The organism is Rhodoferax sp. GT1R46 (assembly GCF_056521285.1).
The window spans coordinates 158,679-176,556 of record NZ_JBWMBC010000001.1 but is presented as its reverse complement, the minus strand read 5'-3'; the positions used below and the strand labels follow the sequence as shown (position 1 = coordinate 176,556).

Below are 17,878 nucleotides of genomic sequence, written 5' to 3'. Positions count from 1 at the left end.
AAACTTGATCGCCAGCAACGGCCGTTTAAAAGTATCGGAGTGTCCTCATGGCACGCGTATGTCAAGTCACGGGCAAAGGCCCGATGGTTGGGAACAATGTTTCCCACGCCAACAACAAAACCAAGCGCCGGTTCCTGCCGAACCTGCAATACCGCCGTTTCTGGGTCGAGACTGAAAACCGCTGGATCCGTTTGCGGATTTCCAACGCAGGTTTGCGTCTGATCGACAAAAACGGTATTGATGTCGTGCTCGCAGACTTGCGCGCACGTGGCCAGGCATAAGGAGCAGCACCATGGCAACCAAAGGCGGACGCGAGAAAATCAAACTGGAATCCACAGCGGGTACCGGTCACTTTTACACCACCAGCAAGAACAAGAAGACAATGCCCGAGAAGATGCTGATCAAGAAATTTGATCCAAAAGCTCGCAAGCATGTGGACTACAAGGAAATGAAACTGAAGTAATTCAGTTTTCTGGCCATAAAAAAGCCCGCTTCACAGCGGGCTTTTTTGTGCGCGGTCAGCGCACGAAAACGAGAATCAAACCCGGGCTGCGCGCAACTTCAGGGAGAACTCACGCAATGCAGCAATGCCACTTTCTTCCGCACGGTGGCACCAGGCCTGCAAATCGGCCGTCAACTGTTCGCGGGACACCGTGGTGTTCAACCACATCTGGCGCAACTCCTCACGCATCGTGACCATTTTGTCGAGCATGGGGGACACTGCACGGGCCTTGGCGAGTTCGGATGCGGCAGAGGCAGGGACCTTCTCCACATCCCGGTGCATCCAGTGCCTGGCTGCCTTGATCACCGCAGCATCCGCGCTGCGTGCCTTCATGGCCCCCAACTCGTCGCGCGCCGCCTGACGCACACCTTTGGCATAGGTGGCCATAATTTCGTAGCGGTTCGCAATCAGCGCCTCCAGCGTCTTCTCATCAGCTACGGGGCGGATATCGCCATAGGCGGCCTTGGGTGGCGTCTTCTTGACCTTGGCCAGACCAGCCATCTGCATGAGGCTGATATACATCCAGCCAATATCAAACTCATAGGGCTTGACGGACAACTTGGCCGACGTGGGATACGTATGGTGATTGTTGTGCAGTTCTTCACCTGCAATCAGGATGCCCCAAGGAGATATATTGGTGCTGGCATCCGGTGCTTCGAAGTTGCGATAACCCCAGAAGTGGGCTGCGCCATTGATAATGCCGGCCGCCATGATGGGCGTCCACGCCATTTGCACGGCCCACACGGACAAGCCAGCCGCGCCAAACAGCGCCAGGTCAAGGATCAGCATCAGACCCACACCCTGCCAGGAGAAACGGGTGTACAGGTTGCGTTCAATCCAGTCATTGGGCGTACCGTGGCCGTAGCGTGCCATCGTCTCCTTGTTCCTGGACTCGGCGCGATACAGCTCGGCGCCCTGCAGCAACACGGTTTTGATGCCGTAGACATGGGGGCTGTGGGGGTCATCCGCCTGCTCGCACTTGGCGTGGTGTTTGCGGTGGATCGAAGCCCATTCTTTGGTCACCTGGCCGGTCGTCAGCCACAGCCAGAAACGGAAAAAGTGTGAGGCAATGGGATGCAGGTCCAGCGCGCGGTGCGCCTGGTGACGATGCAAAAACACCGTCACGCTGATCATGGTCACGTGTGTCACCGCCAGGGTAAACAGAACGATCTGCCACCATTGCAGATCCCACACGCCATGGGCGAGCCACTCAATGGCCGCGTTCAACACAGCCCAATCCGGTAACAACATATTCCAATCACCTTCCAACGAGTAATTATTTGTCGCAGCGTCCAGCGCAAAGTACGCTGACTGCCCACGATTCTAGATGCCAAGAGAATATCTGGCTACATAATTAGATTGCAAGTCAAAAGCAGTTAACTTTTGCCAAAATGTTCACTTTTTTTGCCAAACTGCCGCAAAAAAACCATCGGTCGAATGCCGATGGGGCCATAAACGAAGATAAAGCTGACCATTCTCGCCGCCGCTGCACAGTTTTGGCGCATTTTCGACCTTGAGGTCGGTTAGCACTTCTCCAGCAGCCAAGGGCTCGAAATCCGGATTGGCGGCGCTGAAGGCTTCGGCGATGGCTTCGTTTTCCTGGGGTAAAACGCTGCAGGTCGCGTAAACCAGCCGGCCACCCGACTTCAGCAAACGGGAAGCGCTTTGCAGAATGCCGGTCTGCTTGACCGCCATCTCTTCCACCGCTTTTTCGTTTTGGCGCCATTTCAGATCTGGATTGCGACGCAACGTACCAAGACCCGTACACGGTGCGTCCACCAGAACCCGGTCAATTTTTCCGGTCAGTCGCTTGACACGGTCATCCCGCTCATGGGCAATCGCCGCCGGGTGCACATTGGACAGGCCACTGCGCTTCAGACGTGACTTGAAGGCGTCCAGCCGGTGGGCCGAGGTATCAAACGCATACAAACGCCCGGTGCTGCGCATGGCAGCACCGATCGCCAGCGTCTTGCCGCCGGCTCCCGCGCAAAAGTCCACCACCATCTCGCCGCGCTTGGCGTCGAGCAACATGGACAGCAGTTGGGAGCCTTCGTCCTGTACCTCGAAATCGCCACGGACAAAAGACTCGTGCTTGTTCAATGCCGGCTTGCCCGCAATGCGCAGACCCCAGGGGGAATACGGCGTATTCACGGCTTTGATACCGGATTTGGCCAATTCTTTCTGCACGTCGGTACGCTTGGCTTTGAAGGTATTGACCCGCAAATCCAGCCCGGCGCCCAGATTCAGGGTCTCGACCAAAGGCCAGAACTCGTCCCCCAACTGTTCCTTGAGGGGCTGTACCAGCCATTCGGGCAAATTGTGGCGATGACGATCCATCAAATCCGCGGGATTGACCTTCTCGCAGGCGTCGAGCCAGTTGATTTCCTGTTCGGTCAACGCACTGCGCAGAAAATCCCCAGGGCCATAGAAGCCCAGAATCGCCAAACGACGCTCTTTGGGGCCGCTACCGGAGGGCGCAAGGTGGTCAAACAGCAGCTTTTTGCGCAACACGGTATAGACCGTTTCGGCCAGAGTGGCGCGCTCGCGCGGCCCCATGCCACGGTTATCGCGGAAAAAGCGGGACACGGTCGCGTCCGCAGGGTGGTCAAATTTGAGGGTGAGCCGGACCAACTCGGAACAGGCTTCTAACAGGGCTTTTGGATGCATAGCCTACGATTGTCCCATGAGTGAAGAAAAACTGCCCCCTTTGGTTACCACGCGACCCGGAACGTACCGCCACTACAAAGGCAATTTGTACCAGGTGATTGACACCGTTCGCCACAGCGAAACACTGGAACCCATGACCCTGTACCGCGCCCTCTATGGCGAAAAAGGCCTCTGGGTGCGGCCTGCCGCGATGTTTGAGGAAGAGGTCGTGATCGCTGGCGTGCGGCAGCCCCGCTTCGCCCGGATTTCAGATTAAATCAGTCTGTAGCCCACGTCCAATAAGCGTAGACAGCTATTAATTTTGTAGCATCCTTGCAATCGCCCGGGGGTAAATCAGGTGCTCTTGGGTCAGCACCCGGGCGGCCAGCGCAGCGGCCGTATCGCCCGGCAGCACAGGCACCACGGCCTGCGCCAGAATCGGGCCATGGTCCAGCTCGGCGGTAACCTGGTGCACGGTGGCACCGGCAAACTGGCAGCCGGCGTCCAGCGCACGCTGGTGCGTCTGCAAACCCCCAAACGCGGGCAACAAGGACGGGTGAATATTGATGAGCCGGTTGGCATACCGCGCCACAAACCCCGGTGTGAGAATGCGCATGAACCCGGCCAGCACCACCAGAGCCGGTTGCTCGGGGGTATCAAAACTGTCAATGCGTGCCATCAGGGCCGCATCAAACGCCTCACGCGAAGTGAATTCCTTGTGGTCCAGCACTTCGGTAGCAATGCTATGGGCCCGAGCAAAAAACAAGCCCTCGGCATCGGCTTTGTTGCTGATCACGGCGGCAATCTGCGCACCATGCTTGTTGCGCCAACCCTCGCGCTGTGCAGTTTTAACGATGGCCGCCATGTTGGAGCCACTGCCAGAGATCAAAATGACAATGTTTTTCATATAACTAGCCCATGATTATGACTTTGCCAACTGCACCACCGCCCGCCCCCTTCACGCTCTCCCCCACCGAGGCACGGGTCCTGGCGACCCTGATGGAAAAAGCCCGCACCGTACCCGACAGCTACCCGCTGTCGCTCAACACCCTGATGCTGGGCTGCAACCAGAAGACCACCCGCGATCCCCTGATGAACGTGACCGAGGCGGAAATCGCCAGCGCGCTCGACAACCTGATGCCGCTGGGCTTGGTGCGCGAATCCAGCGGGAGTCGTGTGGCCCGCTACGAGCACAATTTCCAGCGCGGGGTGGGCGTGCCGGAACAGTCCGCCGTACTGCTGGGCCTTTTGATGCTGCGCGGGCCGCAGACCGCAGGGGAACTGCGACTCAGCGCCGAGCGCTGGTACCGGTTTGCCGATATCTCGTCCGTCGAGGGCTTTCTGGAGGAATTGCAGGATCGCTCAGAGGCAAAAGGCGGCCCGCTGGTGGTCAAGCTACCTCGCGCCCCTGGAGCCCGTGAGCAGCGATGGGCACATCTCCTGTGCGGCCCGGTGGACCTGGATGCGCTATCGCATGGCACCGCCGTGCCACCTGGAAGCAGCACGACCAGCGCATTGACAGAGCGTGTAGCCCGCCTTGAAAATGAAGTAGCCCAGTTGCAGGAAACCGTGCAACGCCTGTGCTCGGAGTTGGGCGTGTCACCACCTGGACAGACATAATCGAACGATCGTGCTAAAAAGCGAAACGTCTATTTGGAGATTTTTTAATGGATCTGGCATTTACCCCTGAAGAACAGCAATTCCGCGAGGACATCCGCACTTGGGTGGCCTCCAATTTGCCCGCCGACATTGCACACAAGGTGCACAACGCGCTGCAACTAACCCGCGACGATATGCAGGGTTGGGCAAAAATTTTGGGCAAAAAAGGTTGGCTCGGCTATGCCTGGCCCAAGCAGTTTGGTGGCCCCGGATGGAACTCGATTCAAAAGCACCTTTTTGAAGAGGAATGCGCACTCGCCGGTGCTCCGCGTATCGTTCCGTTTGGCCCCGTGATGGTGGCCCCCGTGATCATGGCGTTCGGCAATGCCGAGCAACAACAGCGCTTCTTGCCAGGCATCGGCAGCGGTGAAGTGTGGTGGAGCCAGGGTTACAGCGAACCGGGATCCGGCTCCGACCTCGCGTCAGTCAAAACACGCGCAGAGCGCCAGGGCAACAAATACATCGTTAACGGCCAGAAAACCTGGACCACGCTGGGGCAGTATGGCGAATGGATTTTCTGCCTGGTACGCACCAGCTCCGAAGGCAAGCCACAAACCGGCATCAGCTTCCTGCTGATCGACATGAAGTCTCCCGGCGTCACCGTGCGCCCCATCGTGTTGCTGGATGGCGAGGCCGAAGTCAATGAAGTGTTCTTTGACAACGTCGAAGTACCCGCTGAAAACCTGATCGGCGAAGAAAACAAGGGCTGGACCTACGCCAAGCACCTGCTCGCCCATGAGCGCACCGGCATTGCCGACGTAAACCGGTCCAAGCGCGAACTGGAACGCCTCAAGCGCATCGCCAAGGCGGAAGGCGTTTACAACGACACCCGTTTCCGTGACGAGATTGCCAAGCTGGAAGTGGATGTGGTGGCACTGGAAATGCTGGTGCTGCGGGTGTTGGCCGCCGAAAAATCGGGCAAGCAGTCACTCGACATCGCGGGCCTGCTCAAGATCCGTGGCAGTGAAATCCAGCAACGCTACAGCGAGCTGATGATGCTGGCCGCCGGGCCCTTTGCCCTGCCGCTGATTCGCGAAGCAATGGAAGCCGGCTGGCAGGGAGACGCCGTCGGCGCAGTGCACTGCGCACCCCTGGCATCCACTTACTTCAACATGCGCAAAACCACCATCTACGGTGGCAGCAACGAAGTGCAACGCAACATCGTGTCCCAGGTTGTACTGGGCTAACAGGAATAAATATCATGGATTTTGACTTCTCTGACGATCAGGTACAACTCGGCGACGCCGTACGCAAATGGGTCGACAAAGGCTACACCTTTGACCGCCGCCGTGGCATCGAAAAATCGGGTGGGTTTTCGCGCGACGCCTGGAATGAAGTAGCCGAGCTCGGCCTGTGCGGCCTGTATGTGCCCGAAGCCGATGGTGGCCTGGGCATGGGCCCGGTTGAAGGCATGGTGGTAATGGAAGAGCTGGGGCGCGGCATTGTGCTCGAACCCCTCGCCCAATCGCTCATCGCCGGCGGCGTTCTGGCGGGCTATGCAGACGCTGCGGTCAAAGCAGCCTGGCTACCCAAGATTGCCAGCGGTGAAGCGCTGGTGGTGCTGGCGTACCAGGAACGCGCTGCCCGCTACAAGCTGGATGTTTGTGAAGCAAAAGCCACGCAAGCCCCCGGTGGCTATGTACTCAATGCTACAAAAAGTGTAGTGCCCGTGGGTGACCAGGCCGATGCCTTCATCGTGCCGGCCAAAATCAACAGCCAGCTCGCCTTGTTCCTGGTTGAACGCCAATCCTCCGGTGTGACCACCCGTGGCTACGGTACGCAAGACGGCAGCCGTGCTGCGGAAGTCAGCTTCAAGAATGCACCCGCCACCCTGATCACCTCAGATGGTCAAACCGCACTGGAACATGCGGTGGACATCGGCATTGCAGCCACCTGCGCCGAAGCCGTTGGCGTGATGGACAAGACTCTGGCCATCACCACCGAATACATGAACACGCGCAAGCAATTCGGCGTCGTCATCAGCAGCTTCCAGGCCCTGCGCCACCGTGCTGCCGACATGAAGATGCAACTGGAACTGGCGCGCTCCATGAGCTATTACGCCAGCCTGAAGCTCAACGCACCGGCACCTGAGCGTCGTGCGGCGCTGGCCCGAGCCAAGTACCAGCTGGGCCAGTCCATGCGCTTTGTGAGCCAGCAAGCGGTGCAACTGCACGGTGGCATTGGTGTGACCGAGGAATACATCGTCAGCCATTACTTCAAAAAGCTGACACAGATGGAAATGACGTTTGGCGACACGTTGCACCACCTGGGTGAAGTGTCGGCGCGCATGCAGGATACGGCAGGCGTCTTCGCCTGAGGTCAGTTCCAGCCGATGACGTCCAGACCTTTGTCCCGCAGGCAGCGCTGAACAAAGTGGCGGTAAGTCTGACTGGGCCTGTCATGGAAGGCGCCGGCGGTCGCGCCGGCAGCGCCACCTACTGCTGCGCCGGCAGCACCTGAGCCGACCACATGCTCCATGCTGCGTCCGCGCACTGCAGCACCGACTGCCGCGGCAACCCCGCCCACGGTGGCACCCTTGGCAGCGCCTTGAGCGACTGCGTTGTCTTTCTCGTCGGGCGTCAAACCAGCCGCTAGGGCTTTGGCGGTGCAGGCGTTCACCTCATCGCTGGCACGAAGCTCGCCCATCGCGTTAAACGCACTGTTTGGGTAAAGCACAGGCCTGGCGCGCGGGCTATTAGGACCCGTTGTGGCACAAGCCGACAACAAGACACCCGCAAGAAGCGCGACGATGGTGACTAAACTGGTTTTCTGTTCCATACCCTATTCCCCCTGCGCATCAGGTGGCGTGTCGCTGCGCCAGTTGACCCAACACCAGACGGGCCGTCGACAGATTGGTGGCGCACGGAACATCATGCACATCACACGCACGGACCAGGGCATTGATGTCCGGCTCATGGGGTTGTGGCGTCATGGGGTCCCGCAAAAAAATCACGGCATCCAGTTCGCCCTGCGCCAGCCGAGCGCCAATTTGGAGGTCACCACCCAATGGGCCGCTCAACATGCGCTCAATAGGCAAGCCCACGTCCGCCGCAAGCCGGGCGCCGGTGGTTCCGGTGGCACACAAATCACATCGACTCAGGAAGGGTTCAAATTCCCGAGCCAGCAATATCATGGTGTGCTTTTTGTGGTCATGGGCGATCAGCGCAATGCGAATTGGCATAGTTACAAGTCGATGAGTTTTTAGAATTGTAAGAAAAAGCGTTGCCGCAATGACCGCTCATGCCGCCAGTTCCATTTCCTGCCCAGCCATGATTTGATCCAACGCGCGCGCCACGATCGGGTCCTGATCGAGCACCCGCAACTGGCCCAGACGCAGCATGGCGGCGACCTCACGCTCGGACCGCACAAAGGCATCAAAACCGTCGCGGTTTGTAAATAACAAACGCGTCCGCATGGGGCTGACCCAACTCAGTTTGCATCGCGCCTGTGTGCCCGCATCCACCGTGACGTCGAACCACATGCCGCGCGAGAACGACTGGGCTTGACCGTCAAACTCATCTTCCGATGTGAATTGCCGTGCGGCCAGCCGATCATCGAGCTTTTGCATAGCGACCTGACCCTCGCGCACTTCAAGCTCGGCCATGCCTGTGTCGACCGCAGCGGACTGCGTCATGCGAATGGCAAGCGTGTGCGTAGTAATCAGGCGGCGCGTGAACACCGCGCGCGCGTTGCCATCCCACTCAATCGCGTCCAGCCCCAGGTTCAGTTGCCGCACCAGGTCAGGCAGGATGGAAACCAGCTCGCGCCGCTGATCAGCGGTGGTCTTGGGACGGGTGGACCAGATCAATTGATCCATGGTCTTGAGTGCTTGCTGGCAGGCCGCTGCAGAAGGACTCTCACCCAGCAGCGATCGCGCAACCACATCGCGCCACGGCAGGGTCAAAAAGGGAACGAGAAACGGCGCCAATAGCTGATCTGAAGGAAGTGCACGAATGCGTTCATGAATCAGCTCATCCGCTTGCGAAAGCGCCTGCTCACGGCTTTCGCTCCTGAATTCCTGCTGGGCAGCTGGCTCGACCCGGGCTTGTGCTTGCTGCTCGGACTCGAACAGGAACTCCGTGAAGTCCCGCAGCAAATTGACGAACAGCTCCAGGTCATCCTCGAACTCGGTCAACACACGCTGAACCGTCGTCTCGATGCGCACATAAAGCGGATCGCTCTCGCCTTTCTCCGGGGCCCATGCCACAGAGGCGCCAGCCAGCGTATCGACCAGTCTTCGGGCCGGGTGCTGGTCAGAGAAGAAGAAATCGCGATCGATCATGGCCGCCTTGAGGACCGGAATCTGCAGGCGCCCGATGATCACTTTCATCTGGATTGGGATCGCCTGATCCGCGAAAACAAAATCAAACACTTCCGCCAGAGCATCCACCGTGCCCCGATCAAGTTCAGGTGCCCTGCGGACCTCGTCACTGTCACGCATCTGGCGAAGCACGTTTTGGTCTGCGGGGTCCTGCCCCTCAACCCAACGGGCCGACGCGGCATCACTGGCGCCCGCCTGCAAATCACCCAGGTAGCCCATGAAGACAGGGTCCGCTTGCTCAAACACCGGATGAGCCACACCGGCCCCGACTGGATTGCTGGATGCATGAGTTTCATCCATCCGTGCACCCAGGCCCAATCGATTCAAAAACTGGCGCGCCTGGGCCGCCACACTGCGCCCCGCAGGTGCCAGTGCGGCCCATGCTGAACGCGGCGCCGAGTCCACCGGCATGAACCCTGAGCGCACCGACTCACCCGCCCCCAGGGACCCTCGCATGCTGTCGCCCAATGGGGCGAAATTGCTGGTGCTGCGCTTGATGAGCAACTCGCGCTTCGCAGGGACTCCCGCTTTCTTGAGTGCGTCGTTCAACTCTTCATAGAGCGGCGCCATATCCAGCCAGCACGCAGGTTCCAGAGACTGCAGCAGGTCATCCGTGGCCTTCGGATCAAGACCGCATTTGTCCCATGCAGTCAAGAAGGCGCGCAACAGGACCAATGGCTGAAACGGGTTGTCTTGCGCAGAACTGCTTTCGCGGCCAAACAGGACGCCAAGTCGCTGGGTCAGCGGCTCCAGCACAGCCTCGTAACGGGTGTTAAACCGTTGCGCGACCCGGTCCAGCAACAAAATCCGCTCGACCTCGTCAATGTCAATCAGGCTCAAGCTCATGCCATCCAGTGCATCATCCGACTTGGTCCGGCTTGTTGAAGGCGTGTGGTGTGCCGGCAAGCTCACCGCGAGTTCGGCGACGAGACCATCCGCCAGCGCTTTGTGAAGCGTGCGGTTGAACTCACTGCCATAACGCCCCAACAGGACGTAAGCCGATCGCAGATTCTGACCCTGACCCAATGAGGGTTTGGCATCGAGCAGTTCGAGCAGGTGTGAGCGCACCTGGGTGAGGCTTTTTGCCTCATGCTCTGCAAAATAAGCCAGGGTCCTTGCAATGAGTGTGCGCGCAATGCGCGTGGTCAAGCCATGCTGCGCGAGGCTCGTGTGCCCACCCGTCGTAAACGATTGCTCGCGAATCACCATACAGCCTGTTGGATAGTCCTTGCACCCCCGTGCGGGCGCGTCAAAAAATGAAAAACCTCAGCCCTGATTGTGGTTCATTTCGTCCGGTTGCAAGGCCCTGCACCTCCCCTCGGCCGTGCCAAACTGGCACCCGGAAGGCAACAAAAATGTAAAGAACTGTAAACAGCTCGCTAGGCGTGAACCAGCCCTCAAGTCAACAGACGGGAAGACCTCGGAACGTGGGCCATCAGAAATTCCATCTGGTCAGCCAGTATGCGGCGATTGCGCAAAATGAAGTCTTCCCACAGGCTGGGAACATAGGGTGCGTAAAGCAGCGGCATGTTGGCTTTTTCGGGCGTGCGCGGGCCCTTGCGGTGGTTGCAGGGCCGGCACGCAGTGACCACGTTCATCCAGGTATCCACACCGTGGTTGGCAAATGGAATGATGTGTTCGCGTGTCAGGTCTTCTTCATGAAAATGATCGCCACAGTAGGCACACACATTGCGATCACGGGCAAACAGTTTGCTGTTCGTCAGGCCGGGGCGCAGATTGAAGGGGTTGATATTGGGAACCCCCCGAGTGCCAATAATGCTATTGATCCGGATGATGGATTGCAGACCTGTCACCGCGTTGTGCCCGCCATGGAACACCGCAACCTCGCCGCCAGACTCCCAGCGCACTTCGTCGGACGCGTAGTGAATAACCGCTTGTTCCAGCGATATCCATGATTGCGGCAGCCCTTGGGCCGACAGTTTCAAGACTTTCAAAACACGCCTCCTGTAACGGTTACTTCAACCACCCACCTGGAATGCACATCTCTGCAGCCGTGCGCCGATAAGGACGTGGCGCGCTGCTGCGTCACAATATACCCTGTTTCTGTGACAAATTAGCTTTGGGCGCTGGTACGCCCTGCGCAGCCTGCTATCAAAAAGATAACAAATCCATGAAGGTTTTTCGCGGCTTCAAACATCCCGGCATTGCGCCTGCCTGCGCCTTGACCATCGGCAATTTCGATGGCGTGCACCGGGGGCATCAGGCCATGCTCGCTCTCCTGCGCAGCGAAGCGCAACAGCGCGGCGTACCCAGTTGCGTGCTGACGTTTGAGCCGCATCCGCGCGACTACTTTGCCGCGCTCCACAAGAAGCCGGACCTGGCCCCGGCACGCGTAGGCACCCTGCGTGACAAGCTGGGCGATCTGGCCAGTTGCGGTGTGGACCAAACCGTGGTGCTGCCCTTCGATGCCCGGCTGGCGTCCCAGTCACCTCAAACCTTTATTGAAACGGTGCTGCTGCGTGGCATGGGCGCCCGCTATGTACTGGTGGGAGACGATTTTCGTTTTGGCGCCCAACGCGCCGGTGACTATGCGCTTCTGGACACAGCAGGCGATGCACAGGGCTTTGACGTGGCACGCATGAACAGCTACGAGGTACACGGCCTGCGGGTCTCCAGCTCCGCCGTGCGTGATGCGCTGGGCCAGGGCCGCATGCAGGACGCCGCCCGTTTGCTGGGCCGGCCCTACTGCATCTCGGGCCACGTCGTGCATGGCCGCAAGCTGGGCCGCACACTGGGCTTCAAGACACTGAACCTGCGTTTTGCACACTGGAAACCCGCCGCCAGCGGCATCTTTGCGGTACTGGTGCATGGCTTGGCGGGCGAACCGCTCAAAGGCGTGGCCAACCTGGGTGTGCGCCCGTCGATAGACCCCACTGATGTGAATGGCGGACGGGTCCTGCTCGAAACCCACTGCCTTGACTGGCCCGCTGACCTGGGGCCTGAAGGGGCCTACGGTAAAATCATCCGGGTGGAACTGCTGCACAAACTACACGACGAGCTGAAATACGACGGTCTGGAATCCCTCACACAGGGCATTCACAAGGACTGTGATGACGCGCGTGCCTGGTTCGCCACCCGAATTTGACCGGGCCGACCGTCATGGTCGCTGACGCACCTTGCCCCGCGTCTTGTTCCGTTTGTCCCTCCGCCTGCCACTTCCGGGTAGCAGGCATGGTCCTCCCAGATTTCCGAGATTGATGCTCCCCATGACTGAAAAAGTTGATTACCGTGGCACCCTGAACCTGCCTGACACCCCCTTCCCCATGCGCGGCGATCTGCCCAAGCGCGAGCCGGGCTGGGTCAAGGCCTGGGAAGACAAGGGCATCTACAAAAAACTGCGCGATGCCCGCGTGAATGCGCCCAAATTCGTGTTGCACGATGGCCCCCCCTATGCCAACGGAAAGATCCACATTGGCCACGCTGCCAACAAAATCCTCAAGGACATGATCGTCAAGACGCGTCAGCTCAAGGGCATGGACGCACAGTACATCCCTGGCTGGGATTGCCACGGCCTGCCGATCGAGAACGCGATTGAAAAGCTCTATGGCCGCAACCTGCAACGCGACGAGATGCAGGCCAAAAGCCGCGCCTTTGCCACCGAGCAAATCGACCAGCAGCGCACCGACTTCAAACGCCTGGGCGTACTCGGTGCGTGGGATCGCCCCTACCGCACCATGGATTTCATCAACGAGTCGCTGGAAATCCGCGCCTTCAAGCGCGTGGTGGAGCGTGGCTTTGTCTATCGGGGGTTGAAGCCGGTGTACTGGTGCTTTGACTGCGGCTCCAGCCTGGCCGAGTTTGAAATCGAATACGCTGACAAGAAGTCGCAAACACTGGATGTGGGCTTTCTGTGCTCCGAGCCCGACAAGCTCGCCAGCGCATTTGGCATGTCCGCCTTGCCCCATGGACCCGACGGCAAACCGCAGCGCGCGTTGGCTGTCATCTGGACCACTACCGCGTGGACCATCCCTGCCAACCAGGCACTCAACCTGAACCCGGCACTGACCTACGCACTGGTTGACACGCCCCGCGGCTTGCTGGTGCTGGCGGAGAGCCTGGTCGAAAAGTGTCTGGAACGCTTTGCACTGGAGGGCAAAACAATTGCCACCGCGCTGGGTGAAAAGCTGGGCGGCATCCACTTCCGCCACCCCTTGGCCCATGTGGATGCGGGTTACGACCGCCTGAGCCCGATCTATCTGGCCGACTATGCGACGGCGGACGACGGTACCGGCATCGTGCACTCGGCACCCGCTTACGGTGTCGAGGATTTCAACAGTTGCGTCGCCCACGGCATGGCCTATGACGACATCCTGAACCCGGTGCAGGGCGACGGCCGTTACGCGCCCGAGTTGCCCCTGTTCGGCGGCCTGAACATCTGGAAAGCCTGCCCGCTGATCATCGACAAATTAAGCGAGTCCGACCGCCTTTTTGCCACCAGTACCATCACCCACAGCTACCCGCACTGCTGGCGCCATAAGACGCCGGTGATCTACCGGGCTGCGGCTCAGTGGTTTGTGCGCATGGACGAGGGTGAGGGTGTATTCACCGTGGACAAGGCCCCCAAAAGCCTGCGCCAACTGGCCTTGCACGCCATTGAACAGACCGATTTCTTCCCCGAAAACGGTCGTGGCCGTCTGCGCGACATGATCGCCAACCGGCCTGACTGGTGCATCAGCCGCCAGCGCAGCTGGGGGGTGCCGGTACCCTTCTTCCTGCACAAGGACTCGGGCGAGTTGCACCCGCGTACGCTGGAGATCATGGACATCGCCGCTGACATGGTGCTCGAAGGGGGCATCGAGGCCTGGAGCAAGGCCACAACCGAATCCATTTTGGCCAAAGTGGGCTGCGGTGAGGACGCGGAGCAGTACACCAAGAGCACCGACATTCTGGAGGTCTGGTTTGACTCCGGCACCACGCACACCACGGTGCTCAAGGGCTCCCACGCGGGTGCGGCGCATGAAGAAATCGATCCGCGCACCGGCAAGCCCGGCCCCGAGGCCGACCTGTACCTCGAAGGCCACGACCAGCACCGCGGCTGGTTCCACAGTTCGCTGCTGACGGCCTGCGCCATGTACGACCGCGCGCCCTACCGGGCCCTGCTGACCCACGGCTTCACCGTAGACGGCAAAGGCCGCAAGATGAGCAAGAGCGACGGCAACGTCGTGGCGCCGCAAGAGGTGAGCGACAAGATGGGTGCCGAAATCATCCGCCTGTGGTGTGCCTCCACCGACTATTCGGGCGATCTGGGCATTGACGACAAGATCCTTGCCCGCGTGGTGGACACCTATCGCCGGGTACGCAACACCTTGAAGTTTCTGCTGGCCAACGTGAGCGACTTCAACCCGGCCGTGGACGCCGTACCCATCGACCAGATGCTGGAGATTGACCGCTACGCCCTGAGCCGTGCCGCCCAGTTGCAGGCCGATATTCTGGCGCACTACGAGGTGTTTGAATTCCACCCCGTGGTGTCCAAACTGCAGATTTACTGCAGTGAAGACCTGGGTTCTTTCTATCTTGATGTGCTCAAGGACCGGCTTTACACCACAGCCCCGCAGTCGCTGGCCCGCCGGTCGGCGCAAACTGCGCTGTGGCAGATCACCCAGGCGATGCTGCGCTGGATGGCCCCGTTCCTCAGCTTCACCGCCGAGGAAGCCTGGGCGGTGTTGGCGGCAGAGGGCAAAACCCCGGCAGCCACATCGGAGTCGATTTTTCTGGACACTTTCTGCGCACTGGCCGAGCCCGACGCCGCACTGCTGGCCAAGTGGGGCCGCATCCGCGAGATTCGCGAAGCCGTGAACAAGGATATCGAAACCCTGCGTGCGGCGGGCCAGGTCGGCTCGTCCCTGCAGGCGCAGGTGGCTTTGACCGTGGGGCCACAGGACCACGCCCTGCTGGCCAGTCTGGGCGATGACCTGAAGTTTGTGTTTATCACGTCCGCTATTGAATTGATAGCTGGTGATGCACTGTCTACGGGGGCTAGCGCCTCAAACGGCGTTAAATGCGAGCGCTGCTGGCATTACCGCGATGACATCGGCGTGGACGCCGCACATCCCACCCTGTGCGGCCGATGCACCACCAACCTCTATGGCGCGGGCGAAATCCGCCGCGTGGCCTGATGGCGCGCGCAATCAAATCAGGCGGCGCCAAGTCTGGCGGCGGCATGCTGTACTGGCTGGGCCTGGCCTTCATCCTGCTGCTGGCAGACCAGTTCACCAAAATTCTGATTCTGGGCTACTACCACCTGGGTGACAGCACCACGGTCACGAGCTTTTTCAACATTGTGCGGGTGCACAACAGCGGGGCTGCGTTCTCGTTTCTGGCCGGAGCTTCCGGCTGGCAGCGCTGGTTCTTCACCGTCTTGGGGGTCGTGGCGGCGGCGGTCATCCTGTGGATGCTCAAGTCCCATCCGGGCCAGCGCCTGTTCAGCTTTGCCATGGCCTGCATTCTGGGCGGTGCCATTGGCAACGTCATCGACCGCATGGCACACGGCTATGTAATCGATTTTCTGGACTTTCACTGGCGTGGCATGCACTTCCCCGCCTTCAATGTGGCCGACAGCGCCATCACCATCGGTGCGGTGTGCCTGATACTGGACGAATTACTCCGCGTAAAGCGCAGCTAACGAGGAAGCCAGCGGCCTGGGTGGACAAAATGGCGAGGTAAAGGAGGAGGCCGCAGGCCGGGGGACACGAGCAATTTTGTCCGCCCAGGCCGCTAGCGTCAGAAGCGCATGCCTACAGCGATCAGCAGTTCGTTGTAGGTGAAAAATTGCGAGGCCTTGTCACCCCGCGCGCTGGTCAGCACATCAGGAAGGTTGACGTAGCCGTACTTGTAGGCGGTGCGAAAGAACACATCCTTGTAGACATCGACTTCCAGACCGGCACCCACACCGGCGGAATAGCCCGCCAGGTGGAACTGGTCGTTGCGCACCTGGCCAATCATGTGCATGGTGACATTGGTTTTGGGAAGCACCACGCCCAAACCAGCCAGCACAAATATTTTGGCATGGTGGTTGTCACCAAACCACTCCACCGGACGCTGCTTCTCAACTTCCAGGCTCACGACGTTCAGTCCGTCGGTGTGCTCGTAGTTCAGCCAGTTGTCCGCAATGACCTGCTGGCCCGACTGAGTTGCTCCATTGATCTGACCGGAGATCGGCACGGACTGGTCCTGTGCCACCACGTATTTCATGTGGTCCAGATTCAGGGCAATGGCCGTGTTCGAGTCCCACTGGTACGCAATGCGCACATTGGTTTGCGGGATGGTGATTTCTGCCGGGTTCAGGTAGTACTTGGCAATGCCCTGAATGCCGGCCTCGGACTGCATGTCATTGGCTGCCACATCCTTGAGCATGAAGTCGTGGTCGGAACCCGTAAAGTGGATATCACTGTGGGAGTAGCTTGCGCGATTCCAGCCCCAATACACCGACCAGCGCTTGGAGTTTTCCGCATCTTTCTGGGCCGCAGCCTTGGCAGGAACTGCGGGTGCATCAGACTGGATTGATGCACCCTGGGCCAACGAACCGGTGGGAGTGGATGGGGCAGCAATGGCCGATAAGGCCAGGAGACCGACTGCGCAACCAACGATCGTGCGAGTCAAGCGAGAAATACTTGTATTCATAGGGGATTGATTTTATCAACACCCTAGAAACCCTATCAGTACAAACCCTAAAGCGTCAGAATAGAGCAGCCCGTGGTCAGGCGTGCCTCCAGATCGCGGTGGGCCTGCTGCACGTTCTCCAGCGGATAGCGCTGGTCAATGCGGATCTTGACCTTGCCGCTGAGCACCACCTCGAACAGCTCATCGGCCATGGCCTGGGTGCCTTCGCGCGTAGCGATGTGGGTGAACAGCGTTTGGCGTGTCACATAGATGGAGCCCTTGGGTCCGAGAATGCCCGGCGAGAACGGCGCCACCGGGCCTGAGGCATTACCGAAGCTGGCCATCAAGCCGAAGGGAGCCAGGCAATCCAGAGACTTGTCCCAGGTATCTTTGCCCACCGAGTCATACACCACCTTGACACCCTTGCCACCCGTGATTTCTTTCACCCGGGCCAGGAAGTCTTCCTTGGCGTAGTTGATCACATGGCTGGCACCGTGCTCCAGCGCCAGCGCACACTTGGCATCCGAACCGGCCGTGCCAATCAGCTGCAGCCCCAGGGCACGGGCCCACTGGCACGCGATCAACCCCACGCCGCCGGCCGCCGCATGAAACAAGACAAAGTCACCAGGATTGAGGCCACCCTGCGGCAGCGTTCTCTTGAGCAGGTATTGCGCCGTCAGTCCCTTGAGCATCATGGCGGCACCGGTCTCAAACGCGATCGCATCGGGCAGCTTGCACACACACTTGGCTGGCATCACGCGCACTTCGCAATAGCTGCCTGGGGGCTGACTGGCATAGGCGGCACGGTCGCCGACCTGCAGATGGGTTACACCCGCACCCACCGCCTCCACCACGCCCGCCGCTTCCATGCCGAGCTGAACCGGCAGGCTCATCGGATACAGCCCGCTGCGTTGGTACACATCAATAAAATTCAAACCCACTGCGTGGTGGCGTATGCGAATTTCACCCGGTCCAGTGTCTCCTACGGTAACCTGCACCAGCTTGAGTTGCTCGGGGCCTCCGTGCTGATCGATGTGAATGGCTCTTGACTGAATCTGGGTCATCTGTGTCTCCGTTGTTGTTGTCATTGGAAGTGCGCATTTCGCGCACAACAGTTGCCATCGTGCCAT

At 59.5% G+C, this 17,878-nt stretch carries 18 protein-coding genes; 9 read left to right on the top strand and 9 right to left on the bottom strand.

All coding sequences use genetic code 11. The annotated features are described in order from the left end of the window. Window positions 1–47: 47 nt before the first annotated feature. On the top strand, window positions 48–281 hold the full coding sequence (rpmB, locus tag AC097W_RS00860) for a 50S ribosomal protein L28 (RefSeq protein WP_479600358.1): 234 nt from the start codon (window positions 48–50) through the stop codon (window positions 279–281). 11 nt (window positions 282–292) lie between these two features. After that, window positions 293–463, top strand: a complete 171-nt coding sequence (gene rpmG / locus AC097W_RS00855) for a 50S ribosomal protein L33 (protein ID WP_011465453.1) — start codon at window positions 293–295, stop codon at window positions 461–463. 75 nt (window positions 464–538) lie between these two features. Here the strand turns inward: rpmG and AC097W_RS00850 are convergent, their stop codons facing one another. Both AC097W_RS00850 and AC097W_RS00845 read right to left on the bottom strand, forming a co-directional pair. Beyond that, a complete protein-coding gene (locus AC097W_RS00850) occupies window positions 539–1,753 on the bottom strand; it encodes a DesA family fatty acid desaturase (RefSeq protein WP_479600357.1) in 1,215 nt (404 codons plus the stop codon). Window positions 1,754–1,897: 144 nt separating this feature from the next. Continuing rightward, a complete protein-coding gene (locus AC097W_RS00845) occupies window positions 1,898–3,169 on the bottom strand; it encodes an RsmB/NOP family class I SAM-dependent RNA methyltransferase (protein ID WP_479600356.1) in 1,272 nt (423 codons plus the stop codon). Window positions 3,170–3,185: 16 nt separating this feature from the next. Between AC097W_RS00845 and AC097W_RS00840 the strand changes: the two genes are divergently transcribed. Next, the gene (locus AC097W_RS00840) at window positions 3,186–3,425 is read left to right on the top strand and encodes a DUF1653 domain-containing protein (RefSeq protein WP_479600355.1); all 240 of its coding nucleotides are present in this window, start codon (window positions 3,186–3,188) and stop codon (window positions 3,423–3,425) included. 39 nt (window positions 3,426–3,464) lie between these two features. Here the strand turns inward: AC097W_RS00840 and purN are convergent, their stop codons facing one another. Further along, entirely contained in the window at window positions 3,465–4,055 is a 591-nt protein-coding gene (gene purN / locus AC097W_RS00835; protein ID WP_479600354.1) for a phosphoribosylglycinamide formyltransferase, read from the bottom strand. 23 nt (window positions 4,056–4,078) lie between these two features. Between purN and AC097W_RS00830 the strand changes: the two genes are divergently transcribed. The 3 genes from AC097W_RS00830 to AC097W_RS00820 are packed head-to-tail and all read left to right on the top strand — an operon-like array spanning window position 4,079 to window position 7,124. Continuing rightward, on the top strand, window positions 4,079–4,768 hold the full coding sequence (locus AC097W_RS00830; RefSeq protein ID WP_479601273.1) for a YceH family protein: 690 nt from the start codon (window positions 4,079–4,081) through the stop codon (window positions 4,766–4,768). A gap of 47 nt (window positions 4,769–4,815) precedes the next feature. Further along, window positions 4,816–5,994, top strand: coding sequence for an acyl-CoA dehydrogenase family protein (locus AC097W_RS00825; RefSeq protein ID WP_479600353.1), 1,179 nt, complete (start codon window positions 4,816–4,818; stop codon window positions 5,992–5,994). Between the two features lie 14 nt (window positions 5,995–6,008). Beyond that, window positions 6,009–7,124 carry an acyl-CoA dehydrogenase family protein gene (locus tag AC097W_RS00820; protein ID WP_479600352.1) on the top strand — a complete coding sequence of 372 codons (1,116 nt, stop codon included), beginning with the start codon at window positions 6,009–6,011 and terminating at the stop codon, window positions 7,122–7,124. 2 nt (window positions 7,125–7,126) lie between these two features. Here AC097W_RS00820 and AC097W_RS00815 read toward each other — a convergent pair whose 3' ends face one another. From AC097W_RS00815 to AC097W_RS00800, 4 genes are all read right to left on the bottom strand, one after another. Next, entirely contained in the window at window positions 7,127–7,585 is a 459-nt protein-coding gene (locus AC097W_RS00815) for a glycine zipper family protein (RefSeq protein WP_479600351.1), read from the bottom strand. 19 nt (window positions 7,586–7,604) lie between these two features. Beyond that, window positions 7,605–7,988, bottom strand: coding sequence for a methylglyoxal synthase (locus tag AC097W_RS00810; protein WP_479600350.1), 384 nt, complete (start codon window positions 7,986–7,988; stop codon window positions 7,605–7,607). A gap of 57 nt (window positions 7,989–8,045) precedes the next feature. Continuing rightward, on the bottom strand, window positions 8,046–10,277 hold the full coding sequence (locus AC097W_RS00805; protein ID WP_479600349.1) for a DUF1631 domain-containing protein: 2,232 nt from the start codon (window positions 10,275–10,277) through the stop codon (window positions 8,046–8,048). Between the two features lie 248 nt (window positions 10,278–10,525). After that, window positions 10,526–11,083: an HNH endonuclease gene (locus AC097W_RS00800; RefSeq protein ID WP_479600348.1), complete on the bottom strand. Its 558-nt coding sequence runs from the start codon at window positions 11,081–11,083 to the stop codon at window positions 10,526–10,528. A gap of 176 nt (window positions 11,084–11,259) precedes the next feature. Here AC097W_RS00800 and AC097W_RS00795 point away from each other — a divergent pair, with 176 nt between their 5' ends. From AC097W_RS00795 to lspA, 3 genes are all read left to right on the top strand, one after another. Further along, on the top strand, window positions 11,260–12,234 hold the full coding sequence (locus tag AC097W_RS00795; RefSeq protein WP_479600347.1) for a bifunctional riboflavin kinase/FAD synthetase: 975 nt from the start codon (window positions 11,260–11,262) through the stop codon (window positions 12,232–12,234). 121 nt (window positions 12,235–12,355) lie between these two features. Continuing rightward, window positions 12,356–15,265, top strand: coding sequence for an isoleucine--tRNA ligase (gene ileS / locus AC097W_RS00790; protein WP_479600346.1), 2,910 nt, complete (start codon window positions 12,356–12,358; stop codon window positions 15,263–15,265). Further along, on the top strand, window positions 15,265–15,771 hold the full coding sequence (gene lspA, locus AC097W_RS00785) for a signal peptidase II (RefSeq protein WP_479600345.1): 507 nt from the start codon (window positions 15,265–15,267) through the stop codon (window positions 15,769–15,771). The genes ileS and lspA overlap by 1 nt, the downstream gene beginning before the upstream one ends. Before the next feature lie 98 nt (window positions 15,772–15,869). Here lspA and AC097W_RS00780 read toward each other — a convergent pair whose 3' ends face one another. Both AC097W_RS00780 and AC097W_RS00775 read right to left on the bottom strand, forming a co-directional pair. Beyond that, on the bottom strand, window positions 15,870–16,769 hold the full coding sequence (locus AC097W_RS00780; RefSeq protein ID WP_479600344.1) for a hypothetical protein: 900 nt from the start codon (window positions 16,767–16,769) through the stop codon (window positions 15,870–15,872). Window positions 16,770–16,816: 47 nt separating this feature from the next. Further along, window positions 16,817–17,812, bottom strand: a complete 996-nt coding sequence (locus AC097W_RS00775; protein ID WP_479600343.1) for a quinone oxidoreductase family protein — start codon at window positions 17,810–17,812, stop codon at window positions 16,817–16,819. Between the last annotated feature and the right edge of the window lie 66 nt (window positions 17,813–17,878).